The sequence below is a fragment of the Nocardioides sp. NPDC057772 genome, from assembly GCF_042798075.1.
Lineage (GTDB): Bacteria > Actinomycetota > Actinomycetes > Propionibacteriales > Nocardioidaceae > Nocardioides.
This window is the reverse complement of record NZ_JBHVKN010000012.1, coordinates 25559-44560: the sequence shown is the minus strand read 5'-3', so window position 1 is coordinate 44560 and position 19002 is coordinate 25559. Positions and strand designations below refer to the sequence as shown.

General features: G+C 69.6%; 21 protein-coding genes and 1 pseudogene. 15 read left to right on the top strand and 7 right to left on the bottom strand.

Translation table 11 applies throughout. The features are described from left to right. Positions 1-4: 4 nt before the first annotated feature. Positions 5-523: a DinB family protein gene (locus ACFVJS_RS04280; RefSeq protein ID WP_378877701.1), complete on the top strand. Its 519-nt coding sequence runs from the start codon at positions 5-7 to the stop codon at positions 521-523. A gap of 15 nt (positions 524-538) precedes the next feature. On the opposite strand, the gene ACFVJS_RS04275 is transcribed toward ACFVJS_RS04280, so the two are convergent. Continuing rightward, a complete protein-coding gene (locus ACFVJS_RS04275) occupies positions 539-1192 on the bottom strand; it encodes an SDR family oxidoreductase (protein ID WP_378877700.1) in 654 nt (217 codons plus the stop codon). A 136-nt stretch (positions 1193-1328) separates the two neighbouring features. Between ACFVJS_RS04275 and ACFVJS_RS04270 the strand changes: the two genes are divergently transcribed. From ACFVJS_RS04270 to ACFVJS_RS04260, 3 genes are read left to right on the top strand one after another with little or no spacing between them, the layout of a single operon-like run. Then, positions 1329-1739: a DUF6069 family protein gene (locus ACFVJS_RS04270; protein WP_378877699.1), complete on the top strand. Its 411-nt coding sequence runs from the start codon at positions 1329-1331 to the stop codon at positions 1737-1739. 10 nt (positions 1740-1749) lie between these two features. After that, entirely contained in the window at positions 1750-2823 is a 1074-nt protein-coding gene (locus ACFVJS_RS04265) for a sensor histidine kinase (protein ID WP_378877698.1), read from the top strand. Then, the gene (locus ACFVJS_RS04260) at positions 2820-3428 is read left to right on the top strand and encodes a response regulator (RefSeq protein WP_378877697.1); all 609 of its coding nucleotides are present in this window, start codon (positions 2820-2822) and stop codon (positions 3426-3428) included. The genes ACFVJS_RS04265 and ACFVJS_RS04260 overlap by 4 nt, the downstream gene beginning before the upstream one ends. Positions 3429-3651: 223 nt before the next feature. Here the strand turns inward: ACFVJS_RS04260 and ACFVJS_RS04255 are convergent, their stop codons facing one another. Further along, on the bottom strand, positions 3652-4098 hold the full coding sequence (locus ACFVJS_RS04255) for a MarR family winged helix-turn-helix transcriptional regulator (RefSeq protein WP_378877696.1): 447 nt from the start codon (positions 4096-4098) through the stop codon (positions 3652-3654). Positions 4099-4238: 140 nt separating this feature from the next. Between ACFVJS_RS04255 and ACFVJS_RS04250 the strand changes: the two genes are divergently transcribed. From ACFVJS_RS04250 to ACFVJS_RS04240, 3 genes are all read left to right on the top strand, one after another. After that, the gene (locus ACFVJS_RS04250) at positions 4239-5420 is read left to right on the top strand and encodes an MFS transporter (RefSeq protein ID WP_378877695.1); all 1182 of its coding nucleotides are present in this window, start codon (positions 4239-4241) and stop codon (positions 5418-5420) included. A 29-nt stretch (positions 5421-5449) separates the two neighbouring features. Then, entirely contained in the window at positions 5450-6271 is an 822-nt protein-coding gene (locus ACFVJS_RS04245; RefSeq protein WP_378877694.1) for an aldo/keto reductase, read from the top strand. Positions 6272-6355: 84 nt separating this feature from the next. Then, entirely contained in the window at positions 6356-6742 is a 387-nt protein-coding gene (locus ACFVJS_RS04240) for a hypothetical protein (RefSeq protein ID WP_378877693.1), read from the top strand. Positions 6743-6754: 12 nt separating this feature from the next. On the opposite strand, the gene ACFVJS_RS04235 is transcribed toward ACFVJS_RS04240, so the two are convergent. Continuing rightward, the gene (locus ACFVJS_RS04235) at positions 6755-7525 is read right to left on the bottom strand and encodes an Lrp/AsnC family transcriptional regulator (RefSeq protein ID WP_378877710.1); all 771 of its coding nucleotides are present in this window, start codon (positions 7523-7525) and stop codon (positions 6755-6757) included. A 72-nt stretch (positions 7526-7597) separates the two neighbouring features. Next, a pseudogene (locus ACFVJS_RS04230) lies at positions 7598-7735 on the bottom strand (AsnC family protein); the annotation flags it as partial. A 116-nt stretch (positions 7736-7851) separates the two neighbouring features. On the opposite strand from ACFVJS_RS04230, the gene ACFVJS_RS04225 reads away from it, so the two are divergent. The 4 genes from ACFVJS_RS04225 to ACFVJS_RS04210 all read left to right on the top strand — a co-directional run bounded on the left by ACFVJS_RS04225 (position 7852) and on the right by ACFVJS_RS04210 (position 13492). After that, the gene (locus tag ACFVJS_RS04225) at positions 7852-9282 is read left to right on the top strand and encodes an amidase (protein WP_378877692.1); all 1431 of its coding nucleotides are present in this window, start codon (positions 7852-7854) and stop codon (positions 9280-9282) included. Beyond that, entirely contained in the window at positions 9279-10748 is a 1470-nt protein-coding gene (locus tag ACFVJS_RS04220) for a short-chain fatty acid transporter (RefSeq protein WP_378877691.1), read from the top strand. Before ACFVJS_RS04225 ends, ACFVJS_RS04220 begins: the two co-directional genes overlap by 4 nt. Before the next feature lie 120 nt (positions 10749-10868). Continuing rightward, positions 10869-12044: a CaiB/BaiF CoA transferase family protein gene (locus ACFVJS_RS04215; RefSeq protein ID WP_378877690.1), complete on the top strand. Its 1176-nt coding sequence runs from the start codon at positions 10869-10871 to the stop codon at positions 12042-12044. Further along, the gene (locus ACFVJS_RS04210; RefSeq protein WP_378877689.1) at positions 12041-13492 is read left to right on the top strand and encodes a carboxyl transferase domain-containing protein; all 1452 of its coding nucleotides are present in this window, start codon (positions 12041-12043) and stop codon (positions 13490-13492) included. The genes ACFVJS_RS04215 and ACFVJS_RS04210 overlap by 4 nt, the downstream gene beginning before the upstream one ends. A gap of 33 nt (positions 13493-13525) precedes the next feature. Here ACFVJS_RS04210 and ACFVJS_RS04205 read toward each other — a convergent pair whose 3' ends face one another. Continuing rightward, complete coding sequence (locus tag ACFVJS_RS04205; protein ID WP_378877688.1) at positions 13526-13972, bottom strand: MarR family winged helix-turn-helix transcriptional regulator; 447 nt, start codon at positions 13970-13972, stop codon at positions 13526-13528. Positions 13973-14074: 102 nt separating this feature from the next. Here ACFVJS_RS04205 and ACFVJS_RS04200 point away from each other — a divergent pair, with 102 nt between their 5' ends. After that, entirely contained in the window at positions 14075-15106 is a 1032-nt protein-coding gene (locus tag ACFVJS_RS04200; protein WP_378877687.1) for a GlxA family transcriptional regulator, read from the top strand. On the opposite strand, the gene ACFVJS_RS04195 is transcribed toward ACFVJS_RS04200, so the two are convergent. Beyond that, on the bottom strand, positions 15014-15988 hold the full coding sequence (locus ACFVJS_RS04195; protein ID WP_378877686.1) for a helix-turn-helix transcriptional regulator: 975 nt from the start codon (positions 15986-15988) through the stop codon (positions 15014-15016). The genes ACFVJS_RS04200 and ACFVJS_RS04195 overlap by 93 nt on opposite strands. Before the next feature lie 83 nt (positions 15989-16071). Here ACFVJS_RS04195 and ACFVJS_RS04190 point away from each other — a divergent pair, with 83 nt between their 5' ends. Further along, on the top strand, positions 16072-16779 hold the full coding sequence (locus tag ACFVJS_RS04190; protein ID WP_378877685.1) for an SDR family NAD(P)-dependent oxidoreductase: 708 nt from the start codon (positions 16072-16074) through the stop codon (positions 16777-16779). On the opposite strand, the gene ACFVJS_RS04185 is transcribed toward ACFVJS_RS04190, so the two are convergent. Beyond that, positions 16773-17522, bottom strand: a complete 750-nt coding sequence (locus ACFVJS_RS04185) for an HAD-IIA family hydrolase (protein ID WP_378877709.1) — start codon at positions 17520-17522, stop codon at positions 16773-16775. The two genes, ACFVJS_RS04190 and ACFVJS_RS04185, sit on opposite strands and share 7 nt — an antisense overlap. A gap of 76 nt (positions 17523-17598) precedes the next feature. Here ACFVJS_RS04185 and ACFVJS_RS04180 point away from each other — a divergent pair, with 76 nt between their 5' ends. Next, entirely contained in the window at positions 17599-17976 is a 378-nt protein-coding gene (locus tag ACFVJS_RS04180; RefSeq protein WP_378877684.1) for a YdeI family protein, read from the top strand. A 177-nt stretch (positions 17977-18153) separates the two neighbouring features. After that, complete coding sequence (locus ACFVJS_RS04175; RefSeq protein WP_378877683.1) at positions 18154-18975, top strand: alpha/beta fold hydrolase; 822 nt, start codon at positions 18154-18156, stop codon at positions 18973-18975. The last annotated feature ends 27 nt before the right edge of the window (positions 18976-19002 follow it).

The following is a 19002-nucleotide window of genomic DNA, read 5'->3' as shown; positions in this document are numbered from 1 at the left end:
GGGCATGAGCGACACCTGGCCCCAGCGACTGCTCGCGGACGGCTTCGGCCGGATCGCGGAGAGCCTCCCCGCGATCGTCGACGGTCTCTCCGTCGACGACCTGCTGTGGCGGCCTTACGACCGCGCGAACTCGATCGCCTGGACCTTGTGGCACATCGGCCGGATGGAGGACGCCCAGATCGCACCGCTCGCCGGCACCGACGAGGTGTGGGCGCGGGACGGCTGGGTGGAGCGGTTCGGGCTGCCCTATCGACCGCGTGCGATGGGCTACGGGCAGTCCGCGGAGGAGGTCGGGGCTTTCCGGCTGGAGGACCCGGCGCTGCTGACCGGCTACTACCGGGCCGTCCATGCGGCCACCCTCGACCTGGTCGAGTCGCTGAGCGAGGAGGACCTCGCCCGGGTCATCGACGAGCGCTGGGACCCGCCGGTCACCACCGCCGTGCGGCTGGTCAGCATCGTCGACGACGCCGCCCAGCACATCGGCCAGGCGGCGTACGTCAAGGGTCTGCTGAGTCTGCGCTGACGGGGATCGGCTGAGTCAGAGCACGGCGGCGATGGCCTCGTCGATCGAGGCGTCGCCGGAGACCAGCTCCCACTGCTTGCCGACGGTGGCGGCGTCGTCGATCACCGCCGCGATGACCGCGGCCACGTCGGCGCGCGGGATCGTGTCGCGCTCGAGCTTCGGGGCGAGCTTCACCCGTCCGGTGGCGGGTTCGTCGGTGAGGCCGCCGGGACGCAGGATCGTCCACTCGAGGTCGCTGTCGCGCAGGGCGATGTCGGCGTCGCGCTTGGCCTCGACGTAGGCCGTCCAGACCTCGCCGGCATCGGTCGGCACCGGCTCGTCGACGCTGATCGCCGAGACCTGTACGAAGCGCTTGATGCCGGCCGCCTTCGCGCCCGCGATCGACTTCGTCGATCCCTCCAGGTCGACGGTGCGCTTGCGTTCCTTGTTGCCGTCGGGGCCGCCGCCGGCGGCGAAGACCACCGCGTCGCAGCCTGCGAAGGCCGCGGCGAACGCGTCGACGTCCTGGTTCTCGATGTCGAGCAGGCCGACCTCGGCCCCGAGCGCCTCGAGCTCTGCTCGGTAGCTCTCGCTGCGTACGAGCGCGACCGGGGTGTGACCCGCGGCGGCGAGGAGCGGATGGAGGTGCAGGGCGACCTTGCCGTGGCCGCCGACGATGGCGATGCGCATGTCCTCACCCTAGGCATACGAGTCCACTGACATTTGTCACCGACGGGTCCGGACATTCACATCTGCCGCCCAGTGTCCCTCGGACGCGAGTCTGGAGACACCACCCACGGTGGGTGGTGGAGACGGAGGACTCGCAATGACAACGGTGACGAACGAGATCCAGCAGCGCACCCGGGTCGGGTGGCCGCGGATCGCGGGGACGGCGGCCGCGGCGGCCGTCACGGCGACGGTCGTCTGGCTGCTGTGGACCGCGGTCGGGGGAGTGGACCTCGAGGTGAAGTCCGGCGGAGCGGGGGCGCAGCAGATCGGGATCGGCTCGGTCGTCATCAGCAGCCTGCTGATCGCGCTCGCCGGCGGCGCGCTGCTGCGGTGGTGGCAGGGCCGCTCCGAGCGTGGGACCAGGCGCTGGACGATCCTCGCCGTCGGGATCGCCGTGCTCTCCCTCATCACGCCGACCAGCGCGCTCACCGTGGCCGCAGGGCTGGGACTCGTGAGCCTGCACGTCGTCGTGGCCGTTGTGGTCATCGCCGGCCTGCGGCGACGGTAAAGTGACGAGTGTGTCCGGCCTGAGGTGTCACCTCCAGCGCCACGGCGTGGTGCTGGTCTGGCTGCCGGTCCTGCTGCTCTTCCCGCTGCTCAACCTCTCCGGCGAGGTGCTCGGTGCCATCGGCCAGGCCGTCCTGGTGCTGGCCGTCGCCGCGGTCGCGGTCGCTCTCGTGGTGTCCGGGCGCGTCCTCGTTCTGCTGCCGGTCCTGGTGGCGTTGATCCTGGTGGCCGCGATGCAGGGCGAGGGCTGGCAGACGGTGTGGGGCGTGCTGGCCATCGTCTCTCCGGCGGTGCTGCGCGGCTGGCGCCTGCTGGTCGCCATCGTCGCGGCCACGGTCGGCGTCGCAGTCTCGATCGCGGTGATCGAGGGCGTCGGCGACGCCTACCTGCTCAGCGTCGGCGGCATCCTGCTCAGCGGCATCACCACGACCTCCTTCCTACGCCTGATCGACGCGGTCGAGCAGCTCCGCCGCACCCGCGAGGAGCTGGCCCGCGCGGCCGTCGCCGAGGAGCGCGCCCGGATGTCCCGAGACCTCCACGACCTGCTCGGCCACACCCTGAGCGTGATGGTCGTCAAGGCCGAGGCCGTACGCCGCCTCGCGGCTCGTGACCCCGAGGCAGCCGCCGCGCACGCGGCCGACATCGAGGAGGTCGGGCGGGCCGCCCTGGCCGACGTCCGGGGCGCCGTCGACCAGATGAAGACGCTCTCGCTGGCCGAGGAGCTCGACGGCGCTCGCCGTGCCCTCGACGCCGCCGGGATCCGTACGTCGGTGACCGCTGTCCCGCCCGAGGTGCCCGACATCGCCGGCCAGGCGCTGGCCTGGGTCGTGCGCGAGGGTGCCACCAACGTGCTGCGTCACTCCGGCGCGGCCAGCTGCCGTTTCGAGCTCACCGAGGACGGCGGCGAGTTCCGGCTGGCCGTGGTCGACGACGGGGTCGGCGGCCCGGCAAACCCGACCGGAGCGGGGGAGAGATCGGGTGGGCTCGAGGGCCTGCGGCAGCGGCTGCTCGCTGTCGACGGTCGGCTCGACGTACGGCCTGGGGTCGACGGGTTCCGGCTCGAGGCACGGGTGCCGGCCTCGTGATCCGCATCCTGCTCGCCGAGGACCAGGCGATGATGCGCGGCGCACTCGCCGTGCTGCTCGGCCTCGAGGACGACCTCGAGGTGGTCGCGCAGGTCGGGACCGGCACCGAGATCGTGCCGACGGCGCTCGAAGTGCGCCCCGACGTGGCCCTGCTCGACGTCGAGCTGCCCGGCATCAGCGGGCTCGAGGCCGCGCGCGAGCTGGCCGCGCGCATCCCGGAGTGCCGGGTGTTGATCCTGACGACGTTCTCCCGGCCCGGTTACGTTCGCGAGGCGATGGCCGCCGGCGCGGTCGGTTTCCTGGTCAAGGACGGGCCGGTCGAGGAGCTGGCCGACGCGATCCGCCGGGCGCTGCGCGGCGAGACGGTCCTCGACCCGGCGCTCGCGGCGGCGACCCTCCGTGCCGCCCCGAACCCGCTGACCTCGCGCGAGCGTGACGTGCTCGCGGCCTCCGAGGACGGATCGAGCATCGCCGACATCGCCTCGCGCCTGTTCCTCTCCCCGAGCACGGTCCGCAACTATCTCTCCGCCGCGATCGGCAAGACCGGCACCCGCAACAAGACCGAGGCCGCCCTCGCGGCCCGCCGCAACGGCTGGCTGGGTTGATCTTCCCCGCACGGGGGGGGGATCTCCTGGCGGGGCTGATCGGTCCCGGAGCAGGGCGATACCTAGGGGCGTGGTGAATGAATTTTCGTTCACTCCGTGGTGGTGAATGAATTTTCGTTCACTCCGCGACGGCGAACGAATTTTCGTTCACGCCCGCGGTGACCTCGCCCGGCGCTCAGCCAGCTGACGACGAGGGAGCCCGTGGCGATCTGGGCCGGCTTCATCAGGCTTGCGACAACGACCCGAGCGCGTGAACGAGCGGCGCGAGCTCGGGGATCTCGGCGGCCTCGTCCAGTGCCGTACGCAGCACCTCGTCGTGCAGCGGGCGCGCCTTCTTCAGCAGCGCCCGTCCCGCGGGCGTGAGCTCGGTGTAGATCCCGCGGCGGTCGTCGGCGCACAGGATCCGGGTGAGGAGGTTGCGGTTCTCCAGGCGGGTGACCAGGCGGGTCGTCGCCGATGAGGAGAGCGCCGCGGCGCGGGCGAGCTGCTGCATGCGCATGTGCCAGCCGTCCTGGCGACTGAGCGCGTCGAGGACGGTGAACTCGACGACCGACAGCCCGTGCTCGCGCTGCAGCGCCTTCTCCAGTGCGGCCTCGATCAGTCCGTGCACGGCCGCCAGCGTGCGCCAGCCCTGAGCGCGGATCTCGACGGCGTCGTCAGCGATTCCCATGGGTCCTCCTTCGTGGACACCCCAAGCATACCTGAGTTGCGCGGATAATGCGCGCGTGCAACTATAAATATGACGCGTGTGCAACTACTGCGCACGCGGACTATCGACAGACGCAACCCGTCCACGTTCAGGAGTCATCCATGCCCGTCGCACTGCTAGCCCTCGCGATCGGAGGGTTCGGCATCGGCCTCACCGAGTTCGTCATCATGGGCCTGCTGCCCGAGGTCTCCGCCGACTTCGCGGTCAGCGAGACCACCGCCGGCTACCTCATCTCCGGCTATGCCCTCAGCGTCGCGATCGGCGCGATCGCCCTGACCCTCGCGCTCACCCGCGTGCCCCGGAAGTTCGCCCTGCTGGGCCTGATGGTGCTGTTCATCATCGGCAACCTGATCTCGGCGATCTCGCCCGACTACGCCACCATGATGGTCGGCCGGATCATCGCGGCCCTGTGCCACGGCGCCTTCTTCGGCATCGGGTCCGTCGTCGCCGCGCAGCTGGTCGCCCCGGACCGCAAGGCCAGCGCGATCGCGTTCATGTTCGGCGGCCTCACCCTCGCCAACGTTCTCGGCGTGCCGCTCGGCACCATGCTCGGTCAGGCCGCCGGGTGGCGGTCGACCTTCTGGGCGATCACCGTCATCGGCATCGTCGCCTTCATCGGCATCGCCCTCCTGGTCCCGGCCCACACCGGCCGCAACGAGGAGGCCGCCCCGGCCGTACGCACCGAGCTGGCCGCCTTCACCAGCCCCCAGGTCTGGCTCTCCATCGCCCTGACCGTGCTCGGCTACGGCGGCATGTTCGGCGGGTTCACCTACATCGCCTTCACCCTGACCGAGGTCAGCGGCTTCTCCGCCGGCGCGGTGCCGTGGCTGCTCGTCCTCTTCGGCGTCGGCCTGTTCTTCGGCAACATCGTCGGCGGCCGGGCCGCCGACCGCGACCTGGTCCGCACCCTCGGCGTCCTCCTCGCGGCGCTGACCGTCGTGCTCGCCGTCTTCGCGCTCGTCGCCACCAGCCAGGTGCTGACAGTCGTCGCGCTGGTGCTGATGGGTGCGGTCGGCTTCGGCACGGTGCCGGCCCTGCAGATGCGGGTGATGGGCTACGCCGACCAGGCGCCCACCCTCGCCTCCGGCGCCAACATCGCCGCCTTCAACGTCGGCAACGCGCTCGGCGCCTGGATCGGTGGCGTCACCCTCGCCGCCGGCCTCGGCTACACCTCGCCGCTGTGGGCGGGTGCCGGGGTCACCGCGCTCGGTCTCCTCGTGCTGCTGATCGCCGTCCGCGCGCCCGGAGGCGAGCGGCGTACGTCCGTTCCTGTTCCTGTTTGAAACCCAGCTCCCAAGAGAAGGAAAGTCACATGACCATCCCGACCATCACCCTGAACAACGGCGTCGAGATGCCGCAGCTCGGCTACGGCGTCTTCCAGGTGCCCGACGACGAGACCGAAGCAGCCGTCACCGCCGCCCTCGAGGCCGGCTACCGCAGCATCGACACCGCGGCGGTCTACGGCAACGAGGCCGGCGTCGGCCGTGCGCTCGCGAAGTCCGGCATCGCCCGCGAGGAGCTCTTCATCACCACGAAGCTCTGGAACGCCGACCACGAGCGGCCGGTCCCGGCGTACGAGAAGAGCCTCGAGCTCCTCGGCCTCGACCACGTCGACCTCTACCTGATCCACTGGCCCACGCCGGCCCGCGACCTGTACGTCGGGGCCTGGCAGGGCCTCGAGGAGCTGTACGCCGCGGGCCGGACCCGCGCGATCGGCGTCTCGAACTTCCTGCCCGAGCACCTCGACCGGATCGTGGCCCTCGGTGGCACGGTGCCGGCCGTCAACCAGATCGAGCTGCACCCGGCGCTGCAGCAGCGTGCGACCGCGGCCGCCGACGACCGGCTCGGGATCGCGACCGAGGCATGGAGCCCGCTCGCCCAGGGCGCCATGCTCGAGAACGCGGCGATCTCCGCGATCGCCGACCGCCTCGGCCGTACCGCCGCCCAGGTGATCCTGCGCTGGCACCTCCAGCAGGGCCGGATCGTGATCCCCAAGTCCGTGACGCCGTCGCGGATCGCGCAGAACATCGGCGTGTTCGGCTTCGATCTCACCGACGCCGACCTCGCCGCGATCGACGCGCTGGAGAGCGAGCGCCGCACCGGCCCGGACCCGGCTGAGTTCAACGTCGCCTGACGTCCCGGCGCTCGAGGGAAGGTGTTATCGATCGGTGATCGGCCCAGGGGTGGTGTCCGTCCTGGTTGGGGGCATGCTTGGCTCATGCGATTGACCGAGCACGAGCTCACCGTGGCCCTGACCGGGACGGCGAAGGCCTTCCTGGCTTCCGGGCGGAAGTTCCGCAAGGGCGGTGCAGACATCGACAAGGTCTGGGACGAGACCGACCGGTTCCAGCGCTTCAAGCTCCTGGACAGTATCGGCACCCAGATCTTCCCGGTGCTCACCGACCTCCCCGACGTCGACGTCCCGGTCGGTGGTCGCCCCTCCTTCCCGGAGGAGCAGATCCGCGAGTCCGTCGAGCGCCACATCGGCGACGACGTCGGCCGGCTTCGGCGAGCGGTCACGGTCAAGGCCCGCGTCGCGCTCGTCCAGACCGCCCTCTCCCACCTGCCGCCCCGGGCCGAGGACGACCTGCGTCTGACCGACTGAGTGCGGACGAAGTCACCGTAGCGAGGAGGCGAGAACCTCGCTCTGCTTGAGTACATCGAGGATGAGTGAACTCTCCATCGCCTCGACATGCTCGGTCCACTCGGCGTCTGTGAGCAGGTGACGCAGCGCATCCTTGGTCGGGAGACGGACGTCGGCGATGATCTGATGTTCGCCCATCACCATCGCGGCATACCGGACGTGCGGGCTGGCCGCGAGCGCCGCGGCGACTTCATCCACTGCCGGCGGCCGGATCCGTAGGCGCAGCAGCGCCGCGACCGGCAGTCCCAGCACTCGCGGGTCGACTACAGCCCGGAGCGTGACAAGGCCCGATGCTCGCATTGCTTCCACTCGGCGAGCCGCGGTCTGTTCGGATACACCGGCCATTCTGCCGAGATCCTCGAAGGTGCGACGACCGTCCTCGACGAGGCCGCGCAACAACGCCTTGTCCTCGCGGTGCAGCTTGACCGGGTCGCTGAACACAGGCCAGGTTGTGATCGGCTCGCCGAAGCGCAGGGCCTCCACCTCGTTCCGGTCGAGAATGCCGGGATCCCAGGTCGTAAGCGTCTGGATGTATCGCAGCACGGGAGCGACCTCAACCTGGGTCACGCCGTTGGTGGCGCCCAGTTCATGGAGGAACAGCTCGGCTTGGCGTGTCTCCGGGCACCACATGTCGGCGAGACATTGCGCACGCCCGGAAAGCACGTACGTCGTCACTGACTCCGAGCGCCGGGCGATCGATGCGCAGGTTGACCAGACGGTGGCCGGAGCGCAGGAGAACGTCACGACGAAGGGATCTCCTCGGCCGGTGCGGTGAGGGTCGGCGAGGGCGTGGATCCCGACGGCACCTGACTCCAGCAGTGCAGTCCCTCGACGGGTGACCGTGCGGTCCGGAACGCCCAGGGTCGCGGCGATCTTTCTCCACGGGGCGCGACCGTCGACCATCAGCGCCGCCACGATCCGGCGGTCAAGGTCTACGGGAGAAGTCGACGCCATTCGCCGATCCTATGGCGAGATCCTCCACCTGAACAGGGAGCATTGCCGTTCTTCTGTGACCGGGGACACAGTTGAGGCGAATCCCCGGACCGGGGTCCGATCAATTGGAGGTCGCCGTGAACGACATCATCCGTAAGACCGCCCGCGAGGTCGTCGACTTGCTCCGCAGGGGCGAGGTCTCGCCACTTGAACTGGTCAAGACTCTCGAGGAGCACGTTGCCGAAGCGGACGCCGAGGTGAACGCACTCCCCATCCGGTTCTTCGACAATGCTCGTCAGCAGGCCGAGGCGATGATGAAGAACCACCCCGATCCCAAAAACCGTGGTCTTCTGGCCGGCCTTCCGGTGGCGGTCAAGGACTACAACGACGTCGCCGGGCAGCGCACCACCTTCGGCTCACCGATCTACGCCGACAGCGTTGCCGAGGAGTCCGACGCGATGGTCCGTGTTCTCGAGGGCAACGGGGCCATCGCTTATGCGAAGTCCAACGTCCCGGAGTTTGCCGGTGGTCACACGTACAACCCGCTCTTCGGCCCCAGTCGCAACCCGTGGGATCTCGGTCGCTCCGTCGGCGGATCCTCCGGTGGTGCCGCTGCTTGTCTCGCCTCAGGATCCGCGTGGTTGGCCACCGGCAACGACCTGGGTGGGTCGCTTCGGACACCGGCCGGCTTCAACGGCATCGTCGGTATCCGTCCGACTGCCGGCCGAGTGCCGCGGCGAACCCCCGCGGTCCCCTTTGACACCCTGTGGGTCGAGGGGCCGATGGCCCGCAACGTTGCCGACGCCGCGCTGATGCTCGACGCGATGATCGGCTATGACGAGCACGACCCACTCACGAGGCAGGAGCGGCCGACGTCGTTCGTCGCCTCGCTGGACTCGTACGACGCGCCTGCACGGGTCGCCTACTCGCCGGACCTGGGGTTTCTCCCTGTCGAGGAGACCGTTCGACGCATCACGCGCGACTCGCTCGCCCACTTCACCGCGATGGGGTCCGAGGTCGTCGACGGCACCCCCGACTTCGGCGGTGCCTACGACGCGTTCCAGATCCTGCGGGCCCACCTGATCGCCACGATGCATGCCAGCACACTCGAGCGCCATCGAGAGCTGATCAAGCCCGACATCGTGTGGAACATCGAGAAGGGCCTCGCTCAGACCACGGCCGACCTGCAGTGGGCCGAACGCGTCCGGGGAGCCCTGGTCCACCGTGTCCTGGACTTCTTCGACGACCACGATGTCCTGGTCGTGCCGAGCGCGCCGCTGCCGCCTTTCCCGGTCGAGTGGACGTCGCCGCAGGAGATCGACGGAACCGAGCTGGCGACCTACATCGACTGGATCGCGATCACGTTCTGCATCTCGCTGACCGGTTGCCCGGTGGTCGCCCTGCCGAGCGGACTGGACCAGGACGGTCTGCCGATCGGGGTCCAGCTCGTCGGGAGGCCAGGGTCGGAGGCCAGGCTCCTGTCCTACGCCCAGCGCTTCGAACAGCGCGTAGAGATCGCAAACCGGCTTCCGCTTGCTCCCCGCGGTGTCGCTGGAGCAATCCGATGAACCGGCGCACTGCGGTCGATGCGGACACCGCCCTCGGCCAGGACAGCCCGAACGACCATGTCCGTGACGGCTTCTGGGCCCGACTGGCGCTGAAGTTCTCCGGTTTCGTCGAGAAGTGGTTCCCTGACGCCTTCGTGTTCGCCCTGATCGCCGTCGCCGTCTCTGCCGTCGCCGCGCTGGTGATGGGGGCGCCGGCCACGGCTGTGGCGGACAGCTTCAGCACCGGGTTCTGGGATCTCATTCCGTTCACCATGCAGATGGCCCTGGTCGTGGTCACCGGGTACGTCGTCGCCACCTCCCCGCCCGCGAGCAAGCTGATCGACCGGCTGGCGGCGGTACCCCGAACCGGACGAACCGCGATCTCCTTCATTGCGACTGTCAGCCTGGCGACCTCGTTGATCAACTGGGGGTTCGGCCTCGTCTTCGCGGGACTGCTCGCCAAGGCCGTCGGGCGGCGGGAGGACATCAAGGTCGACTATCGTGCGGCCGGCGCCGCGGCATACCTCGGCATCGGCGGGATCTGGGCCCTGGGCATCAGCTCCTCGGCCGCACAGCTCCAGGCCAACCCGGACAGCCTCCCTCCCGATCTGCTCGCGATCACGGGCGTGATTCCGTTCCGGGAGACCATCTTCCTGTGGCAGTCGCTGGCCCTGGCGGCGATCATCTTGGTCGCCAGCGTCGCGATCGCCTTCCTCTCGGCGCCCGGCGAGCGCAATGCGGTCAGCGCGCGGGACCTCGGTGTCGACCTGGCCGAGAAGGCGGCCACCCGTCGGAAGCGGGAGCGGCCCGGCGACTGGCTGGAGTTCAGCCCGCTGCTGACGATCGTCGTGGCGGCCCTGGTGGCCGGCTGGCTGGTCCGCGAGTTCGCGACCGGCGACCCGATCGTGGTCATCTCGAATCTGAACACCTACAACCTGTTGTTCCTCGCCCTGGGGATGCTCCTCCACTGGCGTCCACGCAGCTTCTTGGACGCAGTCTCGAACGCCGTCCCTGCGACATCGGGCATCCTCGTCCAGTTCCCGTTCTACGCCGGAATCGCGGCGATCCTGACCCGCGCTCAGTCGGAGGACGGCAACAGCCTGGCCCATCTGATCTCCGAAGGCTTCGTCAACCTCTCCACGCCGGGGACCTTCGCTCTCGTGATCGGGATCTACTCCGCCACGCTCGGGTTCTTCATCCCCTCCGGTGGTGGCAAGTGGATCATCGAGGCGCCGTACGTCATGGAAGCGTCGAACGCCATGGAGTCGCACCTGGGATGGACCGTGCAGATCTACAACGCCGCCGAGGCACTGCCGAACCTGATCAACCCCTTCTGGATGCTGCCGCTCCTGGGGATCCTCGGGCTGCGGGCGCGACATCTCGTCGGCTTCACCTTCGTCCAGTTCCTCGTGCACCTGCCTCTGGTGCTCGGCCTGCTCTGGCTCTTCGCGGGGACGCTGGACTACCACCCGCCGCTGCAGCCCTGACCAGACCTGACCAGACCTGACCAGACCTGACCAGACCTGACCAGACCTGACCAACCATCCATCCGGTCGCCGTCTGCCTGCATCGGGCCAGGCGACGACCTCGGTGAAAGGGGACCGCCCGTGTCCGCACCTCTGGACGACCTCGTGGTCGTCGATCTGACCCGCGCCCTGGCGGGGCCGCACGCGACGATGATGCTCGCTGATCTGGGAGCGCGCGTCATCAAGGTGGAGTCGCCCACCGGCGACGACACGCGGGGTTGGGGTCCGCCGTTCCTCGACGAGGACGGCACCCGCGAGTCGACCTACTTTCTCTCCGCCAACCGCAACAAGGAGTCCATCGCACTCGACCTGCGCTCCGAGGAGGGACGGGATATCCTGCGCCGGCTCGTCCGTCGGGCCGATGTCCTGGCCGAGAACTTCCGTACCGGCGTGCTCGACCGCCTCGGCTTCTCCCTCGCTGAGCTCCATGACATCAATCCGCGTCTGATCATCCTCTCGATCACGGGCTTCGGGCACGACGGCCCGGAAGGTGGTCGGTCCGGCTACGACCAGATCGCCCAGGGGGAGGCCGGGTTGATGAGCTTGACCGGCCCCTCGGCCGATGAGCCGACCAAGGTCGGCGTGCCGATCGCAGATCTTCTCGCGGGTATGAACGGTGCCTTCGGTCTGCTGGCTGCGCTGCACGAGCGGGAGCGGACCGGCCACGGCCGTGTCGTGCGTACGAGCCTTCTCGCGTCCGTCGTCGGGATCCATGGCTTTCAGGGCACGCGGGCCACGATCGCGGGGGAGGTGCCCCGGGCGATCGGCAACCAGCACCCCTCGATCGCGCCCTACGGACTGTTCCGCACCGCTGATGCTCCGATCCAGATCGCGGTCGGCAGCGAGGGGCTGTGGACCTCCTTCGCTCCTCTGGTCGGCCTCGAGGTCGATGACCCCCGCTTCGCGCGGAACGGCGACCGGGTCGAGCGACGTGACGAGCTTCGCGAGCTCATCGAGATGGCCTTCGGCGACTCGCCGAGCGCATCCGTCCTGGCGGCACTGGAAGCGGCGGGGATCCCAGCCGGAAAGGTTCGTAGCCTCGACGATGTCTATGCCTGGGATCAGACCCGATCGCAGGGCCTGGTCATCGAGGTCGATCATCCTGTGTTCGGGAGCCTCGAGTTGCCAGGGCCTGTTCTCCGCTTCGACGACAACGCGTACGCCGGTGGCCGCAAAGACCACACCGCGCCACCGATGCTCGACCAGCATCGCCAGGCGCTGCTGGACTGGCTCGATGAGCAGGAGGCGCCGGCATGAGCGCGCGCACAGCCCTCTCCGCCGCCGACTACCTGTCGGCGCTCGTCGATGAGGACTCGTTCGAGAGCTGGGACACCGCACCGAAACAGCCCTTGACTGGAACGGCGGACTACCCTGCGGAGCTCGCCGCCGCGGCGTTGCACAGCGGCGCGGACGAGTCGGTGATGACCGGTGTTGCTCGGATCGGAGGGCGGCCGATCGCCGTCCTCGTGTCCGAGTTCGGGTTTCTCGGAGGATCCATCGGCGTCGCCGCGGCTGATCGCCTCGTCGCCGCGATCACTCGTGCGACCGAGCTCGGTCTGCCCATCCTCGCTGCCCCCGCGTCAGGCGGCACCCGGATGCAGGAGGGGACCGTTGCCTTCGTCCAGATGACATCGATCGCGCGGGCAATCCGAGCGCACAAGGACGCTGGGCTGCTGTACGCGGTGCACCTGCGCCACCCGACCACCGGAGGCGCGATGGCGTCGTGGGGCGGCTTGGGTCAGGTGACGTGGGCGGAACCCGAAGCGTTGACGGGCTTCCTCGGCCCGAAGGTCTACCGGGGTCTGTACGACTGTGACTTCCCGCGTGGCGTCCAGCGAGCCGAGAACCTCCACCGAGTCGGACTCATCGACCGAGTGGTCGATGTCAGGCAGGCGCGCTGGGAGGTCGGGATGCTCCTCGACCTGCTCGCCCCGAACGTACGTCAGGTCGACATGTCGGCAACGGAGGATGAGGTGACCACCACCTGTCCTGGCGATGATGCCGCGACATCCCGGGATGTGTGGGCGTCGGTCGTCGCGACGCGGAGAGTCGACCGGCCCGCACTCGCGGAGTTCCTAGCCGCGGCGGCGACCGAGTATCTGCCGCTGCGCGGCACAGGGGCAGGGGAGCAGGAGCGCAGTGTAGTGGTTGCCATCGCACGGGTTGCTGGCGTTGCCTGCGTCGTGATCGGTCAGGACCGAGCCGCTCAGCTCGCCGGGACGCCGTTGGGGCCGGGCGGCCTGCGTCAGGCCCGTCGGGGGCTCCGAGTCGCACGGGAGCTGCGCCTTCCGGTCCTCACCGTTGTCGACACGCCAGGTGCCGATCTGTCGCCGACCGCCGAAGAAGGCGGACTCGCGTTCGAGATCGCGCGGTGCCTCGAGGAGCTCACGACGCACCCGCACCCGACGGCATGCGTGTTGCTTGGAGAGGGAGCCGGTGGTGGGGCACTCGCTTTGTTTCCTGCACGCCGTGTGATCGCCACGAGTGCGTCGTGGCTCTCCGCGCTTCCGCCTGAAGGAGCGAGCGTGATCGTCCACGGGGTGACCGACCGGGCCGCGGAGCTCGCCCGCGCGCAGGGAGTCAGCGCGTACGACCTCTATGCCGCCGGAGCTGTTCACGCAGTCATACCTGTCGCTGACGACCAGACCGCCGCGTATCCACGAATCCTCGAAGAGATTCGGCAGGGGTTGGCGCTCCGTCGGTGAGGCGGGGCGGGGCGGCTCGAGGAGCGCGTCTGCTCAGCGGAGGCGCTGGGCGACGTTGTCGCTGAGGTGGTCCAGCGAGTCCTTGAGCGTGGTGAACTCTTCGGTCTGCAGCGCCATCACCTCGGCGATGGTGTCGGGCACGCCTTCGGCCCGGCTGCGCAGGTCGGTGCCGGCCTCGGTCAGCCGGAGCCGGACGCTGCGCTGATCCTCGGGCCGCTTCTCGCGGGAGATCAGCCCGGCGGCCTCCAGGCGCTTGACCAGCGGCGTGACGGTGCCGTAGTCGAGGCCGAGCCGCTCACCGAGCTCTCCCGTGGTGATGGGGGAGCTCTCCCACAGCACGAGCATGGCGACGTACTGGGAATAGGTCAGTCCCAGGGCGTCGAGGATCGGTCGGTAGGCCGCGGTCACGAGCCGCTGCGCGGTGTAGAGCGAGAAGCACAGCTGCTCGCTCAGCTCGAGGCTGTGGCGAGTCTCTGTCATGTGTTCACCCTACAACCCTTGCGCGCAAGCCTTTCGGGCAAATCCTTGCGCGCAAGGTAAGTGCCGGGTAGATTCCTTGTGCGCAAGGTATTTCCGGAAGGAGTGAACGACATAACGAAGCCCCCGTCCCGCGCCCGCCGGCGCATCGCGTTCCTGCTCTTCGACGGTGTCAAGACGCTCGACTACGTCGGCCCTGCCGAGGTCCTCGTCGAGGCCAACCAGGCGGTGGACGGCTACGACATCGTGCTGCTCTCGCCTGACGGACAGGATGTGGTGACCTCCCTCGGCAGCCGGGTGTCCGTGCACGGCGCTGCCCATGGCTCGGGCGAGTTCGACACCGTGATCGTGCCGGGAAGCGAGCTGCCGCCGCACGAGTTCGTGCGCGGTGGGCTGACCGAGGCGGCCGCCTCGCTGGCATCACGTGCCCGGCGCGTGGTCTCGATCTGCAGCGGCGCCTTCGTCCTCGCCGAGATCGGCATGCTCGACGGCCGACGGGCCACGACCCACTGGAAGTTCGTGCCGGAGCTCCAGCGGCTGTATCCGCGCGTGCGCGTCGAGCCCGACGCGATCTTCGTACGTGACGGCGACATCCTGACCTCGGCCGGTGTCGCGGCGGGCATCGACCTGGCGCTCGCCCTGGTCGAGGACGACCATGGCGCCGACGTCTCGCGGCAGATCGCCCAGCTCCTGCTGGTCTACCTGCAGCGCTCCGGCGGCCAGTCGCAGTACTCGGTCCCGCTGCGGGCCCGTGCGCGACCGGCCTCGATCGTCCGCCGGGCGACCGATCTGGTCGACGCTGACCCCACCCGCGCCTGGACCGTGACCGACCTCGCCCGACTCGTCTCGACCAGCCCGCGCCACCTGGCCCGGCGCTTCCGCATCGAGCTCGGCCAGTCGCCGTCGGAGTACGTCACCGCGGTGCGCTTCGACCTCGCCCGGATGCGCCTCGAAGGGGGTGCCAGCGTGACAGAGACCGCGGTGCAGTCGGGTTACGGCAGCCCGGAGGCGCTGCGGCGTACGTTCGTCACACGGCTCGGCATCTCACCGTCGCAGTATCAGCGTCGGTTCCGGTCCGCGCTTCCCGCCGACTGCGGGCGAGGCATGGGTCAGGACGAGTTCGAGCTCGCTGACTGAGCGGTCGTCGCCGCGCTCAGCGCTCCTCGAGCACCTGGTGCCGACGACCGTCACCAACGCCAGGCGCTCGGCGTCCTCGGTGCCGGGCTCGGCGGTGTAGACCATGATCCGCAGGTCCTCGACGGCGACGGTGAGGGTGTCGCAGTCGAGATGGATGGGGCCGACGATGGGGTGGTCGATGACCTTGTGTCGGGCCGGTTCGTGGTGCTGGGAGAGCTCGGCGCTCTCCCACAGGTCCACGAAGCGCGGGCTCGCGGCGCGCAGGTCGTCGAGGAGCTGGCGCAGCCGCCGGTCTCCGGGGTAGCGAGCGGCGGTGAGCCGCAGGTCGGCGACCAGTCCCGCCTGCAGCTCCTCGATCTCCACCTGGGTGGCGACCGCCCGGCCGCCCGGGCCGACGAAGTTGCGCCACACCGCGTTGCGCTCGTTGCCGCGCCAGGTCGAGGTCTCGCCCATGAGCGCGTCGTAGGCCTCGTTGGCGATCACCAGGTTCCACGCCGCGTCGTAGACCACCACCGGCGTGTGCGAGAGCCGGTCGAGGAGGCGCTGCACGCTCGGTGAGACCCGCGAGGAAACCACCTCGCGTCCGGGAGTGGCGTGCCCGGCCAGACGGAACAGCAGGTCGCGGTCCGCATCGGGGAGGCGGAGCGCCCGGGCCAGCGCCTCGACGACCTGCGCCGACGGCGACGTCGCCCGGCCCTGCTCGAGCCGGGTCAGGTAGTCGACCGAGATGCCTGCCAGGTGCGCGACCTCCTCGCGCCGCAACCCGGTGGCCCGACGACGGCCACCGGTCGGCAGGCCGACCACGGCCGGTTCCACGCGGTCACGCCGGCGTCGCAGCATCCGACCGAGCTCCGACGACTCCACCCCTCCAGTGTCCGGCATGCCGGATCCGGTGTCCTGGCCCTGCCAGTCCTACGACAACCGGACCGCTTCCTGGCTACGCTCCGCCGACGCAGTCTGGAGGCATGACCACCACACTGATCACCGGGGCCAACAAGGGCCTCGGCAAGGAGACCGCCCGCCGCCTCCTCGCCGCGGGGCACACCGTCTACATCGGCGCCCGGGACGAGGCCCGTGGCCGGGCCGCGGCCGCCGAGCTCGGCGCCGGGTTCGTACGCATCGATGTCACCGACGAGGCCTCCGTCACCGCCGCGGCCGAGCAGATCGCGGCCGGCGGAGGCCTCGACGTACTCGTCAACAACGCCGGCGTCGAGCCGCGGCTGGCCGACAACGCCATCCCCACCGCCGCGGACGAGAGCGTCGAGGACGTACGCGCCACCTTCGAGACCAACCTGTTCGGCGGGCTCCGGGTGACCCGGGCCTTCGTCCCGCTGCTGCTGAAGTCGCCGGCGCCCGTCATCGTCAACGTCTCCAGCGGCCTGGCCTCGCTCGGCATGCTCAGCGATCCCGACGGCTTCACCTACTTCTACCGCGGCCTGAGCTACCCGGCCTCCAAGGCCGCCGTCAACGCCGCCACCATCCAGCTCGCCAAGGCCTATCCGGCCATCCGGATCAACGCCGTCGAACCGGGCTTCACCGACACCGACCTCAACGGTCACACCGGCACCCAGACCGTCGAGGAGGGTGCCGAGATCATCGTCCGGATGGCACAGCTCGGCCCGGACGGCCCGACCGGGACGTTCGTCTCGGGCCACGGCCCGCTGCCCTACTGATCGTCGAGCAGCGGGAGCACGTCGGCGATGGACGCGACCACGCGCGTCGGCCGGAACGGGAAGGTCTCGACCTGCTCCGGCTTGGTCGACCCGGTCTCGACGAGGATGGTGCGCATCCCGGCCTCGAGACCGCTGATGATGTCGGTGTCCATCCGGTCGCCGATCATCACCGTGGTCTCGGAGTGGGCCTCGAGCTGGTTGAGGGCGCTGCGCATCATCAGCGGGTTGGGCTTGCCGATGAAGTAGGGCGCCCGGTTGGTGGCGGCGCTGATCAGCGCGGCGACGGAGCCGGTCGCGGGAAGCGTGCCCTGCGGGCTCGGTCCGCTCGGGTCCGGGTTGGTCGCGATGAACCGAGCGCCGTCCTCGATCAGCCGGATCGCCCGGGTGATGGCCTCGAACGAGTAGGTGCGGGTTTCGCCGAGCACCACGTAGTCGGGTGCGGTCTCCGTCATCACGTAGCCGACCTCGTGCAGCGCGGTCGTCAGCCCTGCCTCGCCGACGACGTAGGCCGAGCCGTCCGGCCGCTGGTCGGCGAGGAACTGCGCGGTGGCCAGCGCCGAGGTCCAGATCGACTTCTCGGGCACGTCCAGGCCGGAGCGGAGCAGCCGGACCCGAAGGTCGCGCGGGGTGTAGATCGAGTTGTTGGTCAGCACCATGAATGGCACCGACAACTCGGTGAGCTTCTTCAGGAACTCGGCCGCGCCGGGGATCGGCTCCTCCTCGCGCACCAGGACACCGTCCATGTCGGTCAGCCAGGTATTGATGGGGCGCTCGTCGATCACGGGGACATCCTCGCCCACGGATCGCTAGATTGGCGAGATGGAGTTCATCGACGGCGAGCCTGTTCTGGACCGGCCGTCGGTGGCCGAGGTCGAGGCGTACTTCGAGACGGCCGCCCCCGAGACACGTGCCGTATGGCTGCGGCTGACCAGGAAGGGCGTGGAGCCGGCTTCCCTCTCCTCCGACGAGCTCGTCGACGTCGGGCTGTGCTTCGGCTGGATCTCGGCCGTACGCCGCCGAGGCGATGAGAAGACCTATCTGCAGCGCTACACCCGCCGGCGCCCGGGTTCGAGGTGGTCCCGGCTCAACATCTCCAAGGTCGAGCGCCTCACCGCCGAGGGTCGCATGCGGCCGGCGGGCATGGCCGAGGTCCGGGCGGCGCAGGCCGACGGGCGGTGGCACAACCCCTGGACCTGACCGGGCCCGTCCGTTGCGGTCGAGGTGTGGTCGAAGGTGTCCGGATTAGTGGGGTATCGGGCAGATACGGCGGGGCGGGCCGGGCTACCTGACGCCGAGGATTGACCTGGCGTCGGGACCGCGACAGCTCCGGCGATGGGGGCGGCGGACCGACGCAGAACCTCGAGGACTCCCACCATGCCTACGTTCACCACTTCCGACGGCACCGAGATCTACTACACCGACTGGGGCACCGGGAAGCCGGTCGTGCTCAGCCACGGCTGGCCCCTCAGCTCGGACGCCTGGGCCGTCGAGTCCAAGCTCCTCGCCGACGCCGGCTACCGGGCGATCGCGCACGACCGTCGTGGCCACGGCCGCTCGACCAACACCGACCTCGGCCACGACATGGACACCTACGCCCGTGACCTGGCCGAGCTCGTCGAGCACCTCGACCTCACCGAGCTCGTCGTCATCGGGCACTCGACCGGTGGTGGCGAGGTCGTACGCTACGCCGCCCAGCACGGCAAGGGCCGGGTCCGCAAGGTCGTCACCGTCGGCGCGGTGCCGCCGATCATGGTCAAGTCGGAGACCAACCCCGAGGGCACGCCGATCGACGTCTTCGACGGCATCCGCGCCGGCGTGCTCGCCGACCGCTCGCAGTTCTACAAGGACCTCGCGGTGCCCTTCTACGGCTTCAACCGGGAGGACGCCAAGGTCTCCCAGGGCCTCATCGACGACTTCCAGCGCCAAGGGATGCTGGCCGGGCTGGCCGCCGCGTACAACTGCGTCAAGGTCTTCTCCGAGACCGACTTCACCGAGGACCTGAAGGCGCTCGAGGTGCCGACCCTGATCGCACACGGTTCGGACGACCAGATCGTGCCGATCGCGGCGGCTGCCGAGAAGGCGGTCAAGCTGGTCGCGGACGGCACGCTGAAGGTCTACGAGGGTGCTCCCCACGGCATCGCGGGTGACTACCAGAAGGCCCTGATCGCCGACATCCTCGAGTTCATCGCCGACTGACGCTCGGGAATAGCCCGGCGCCGCCCG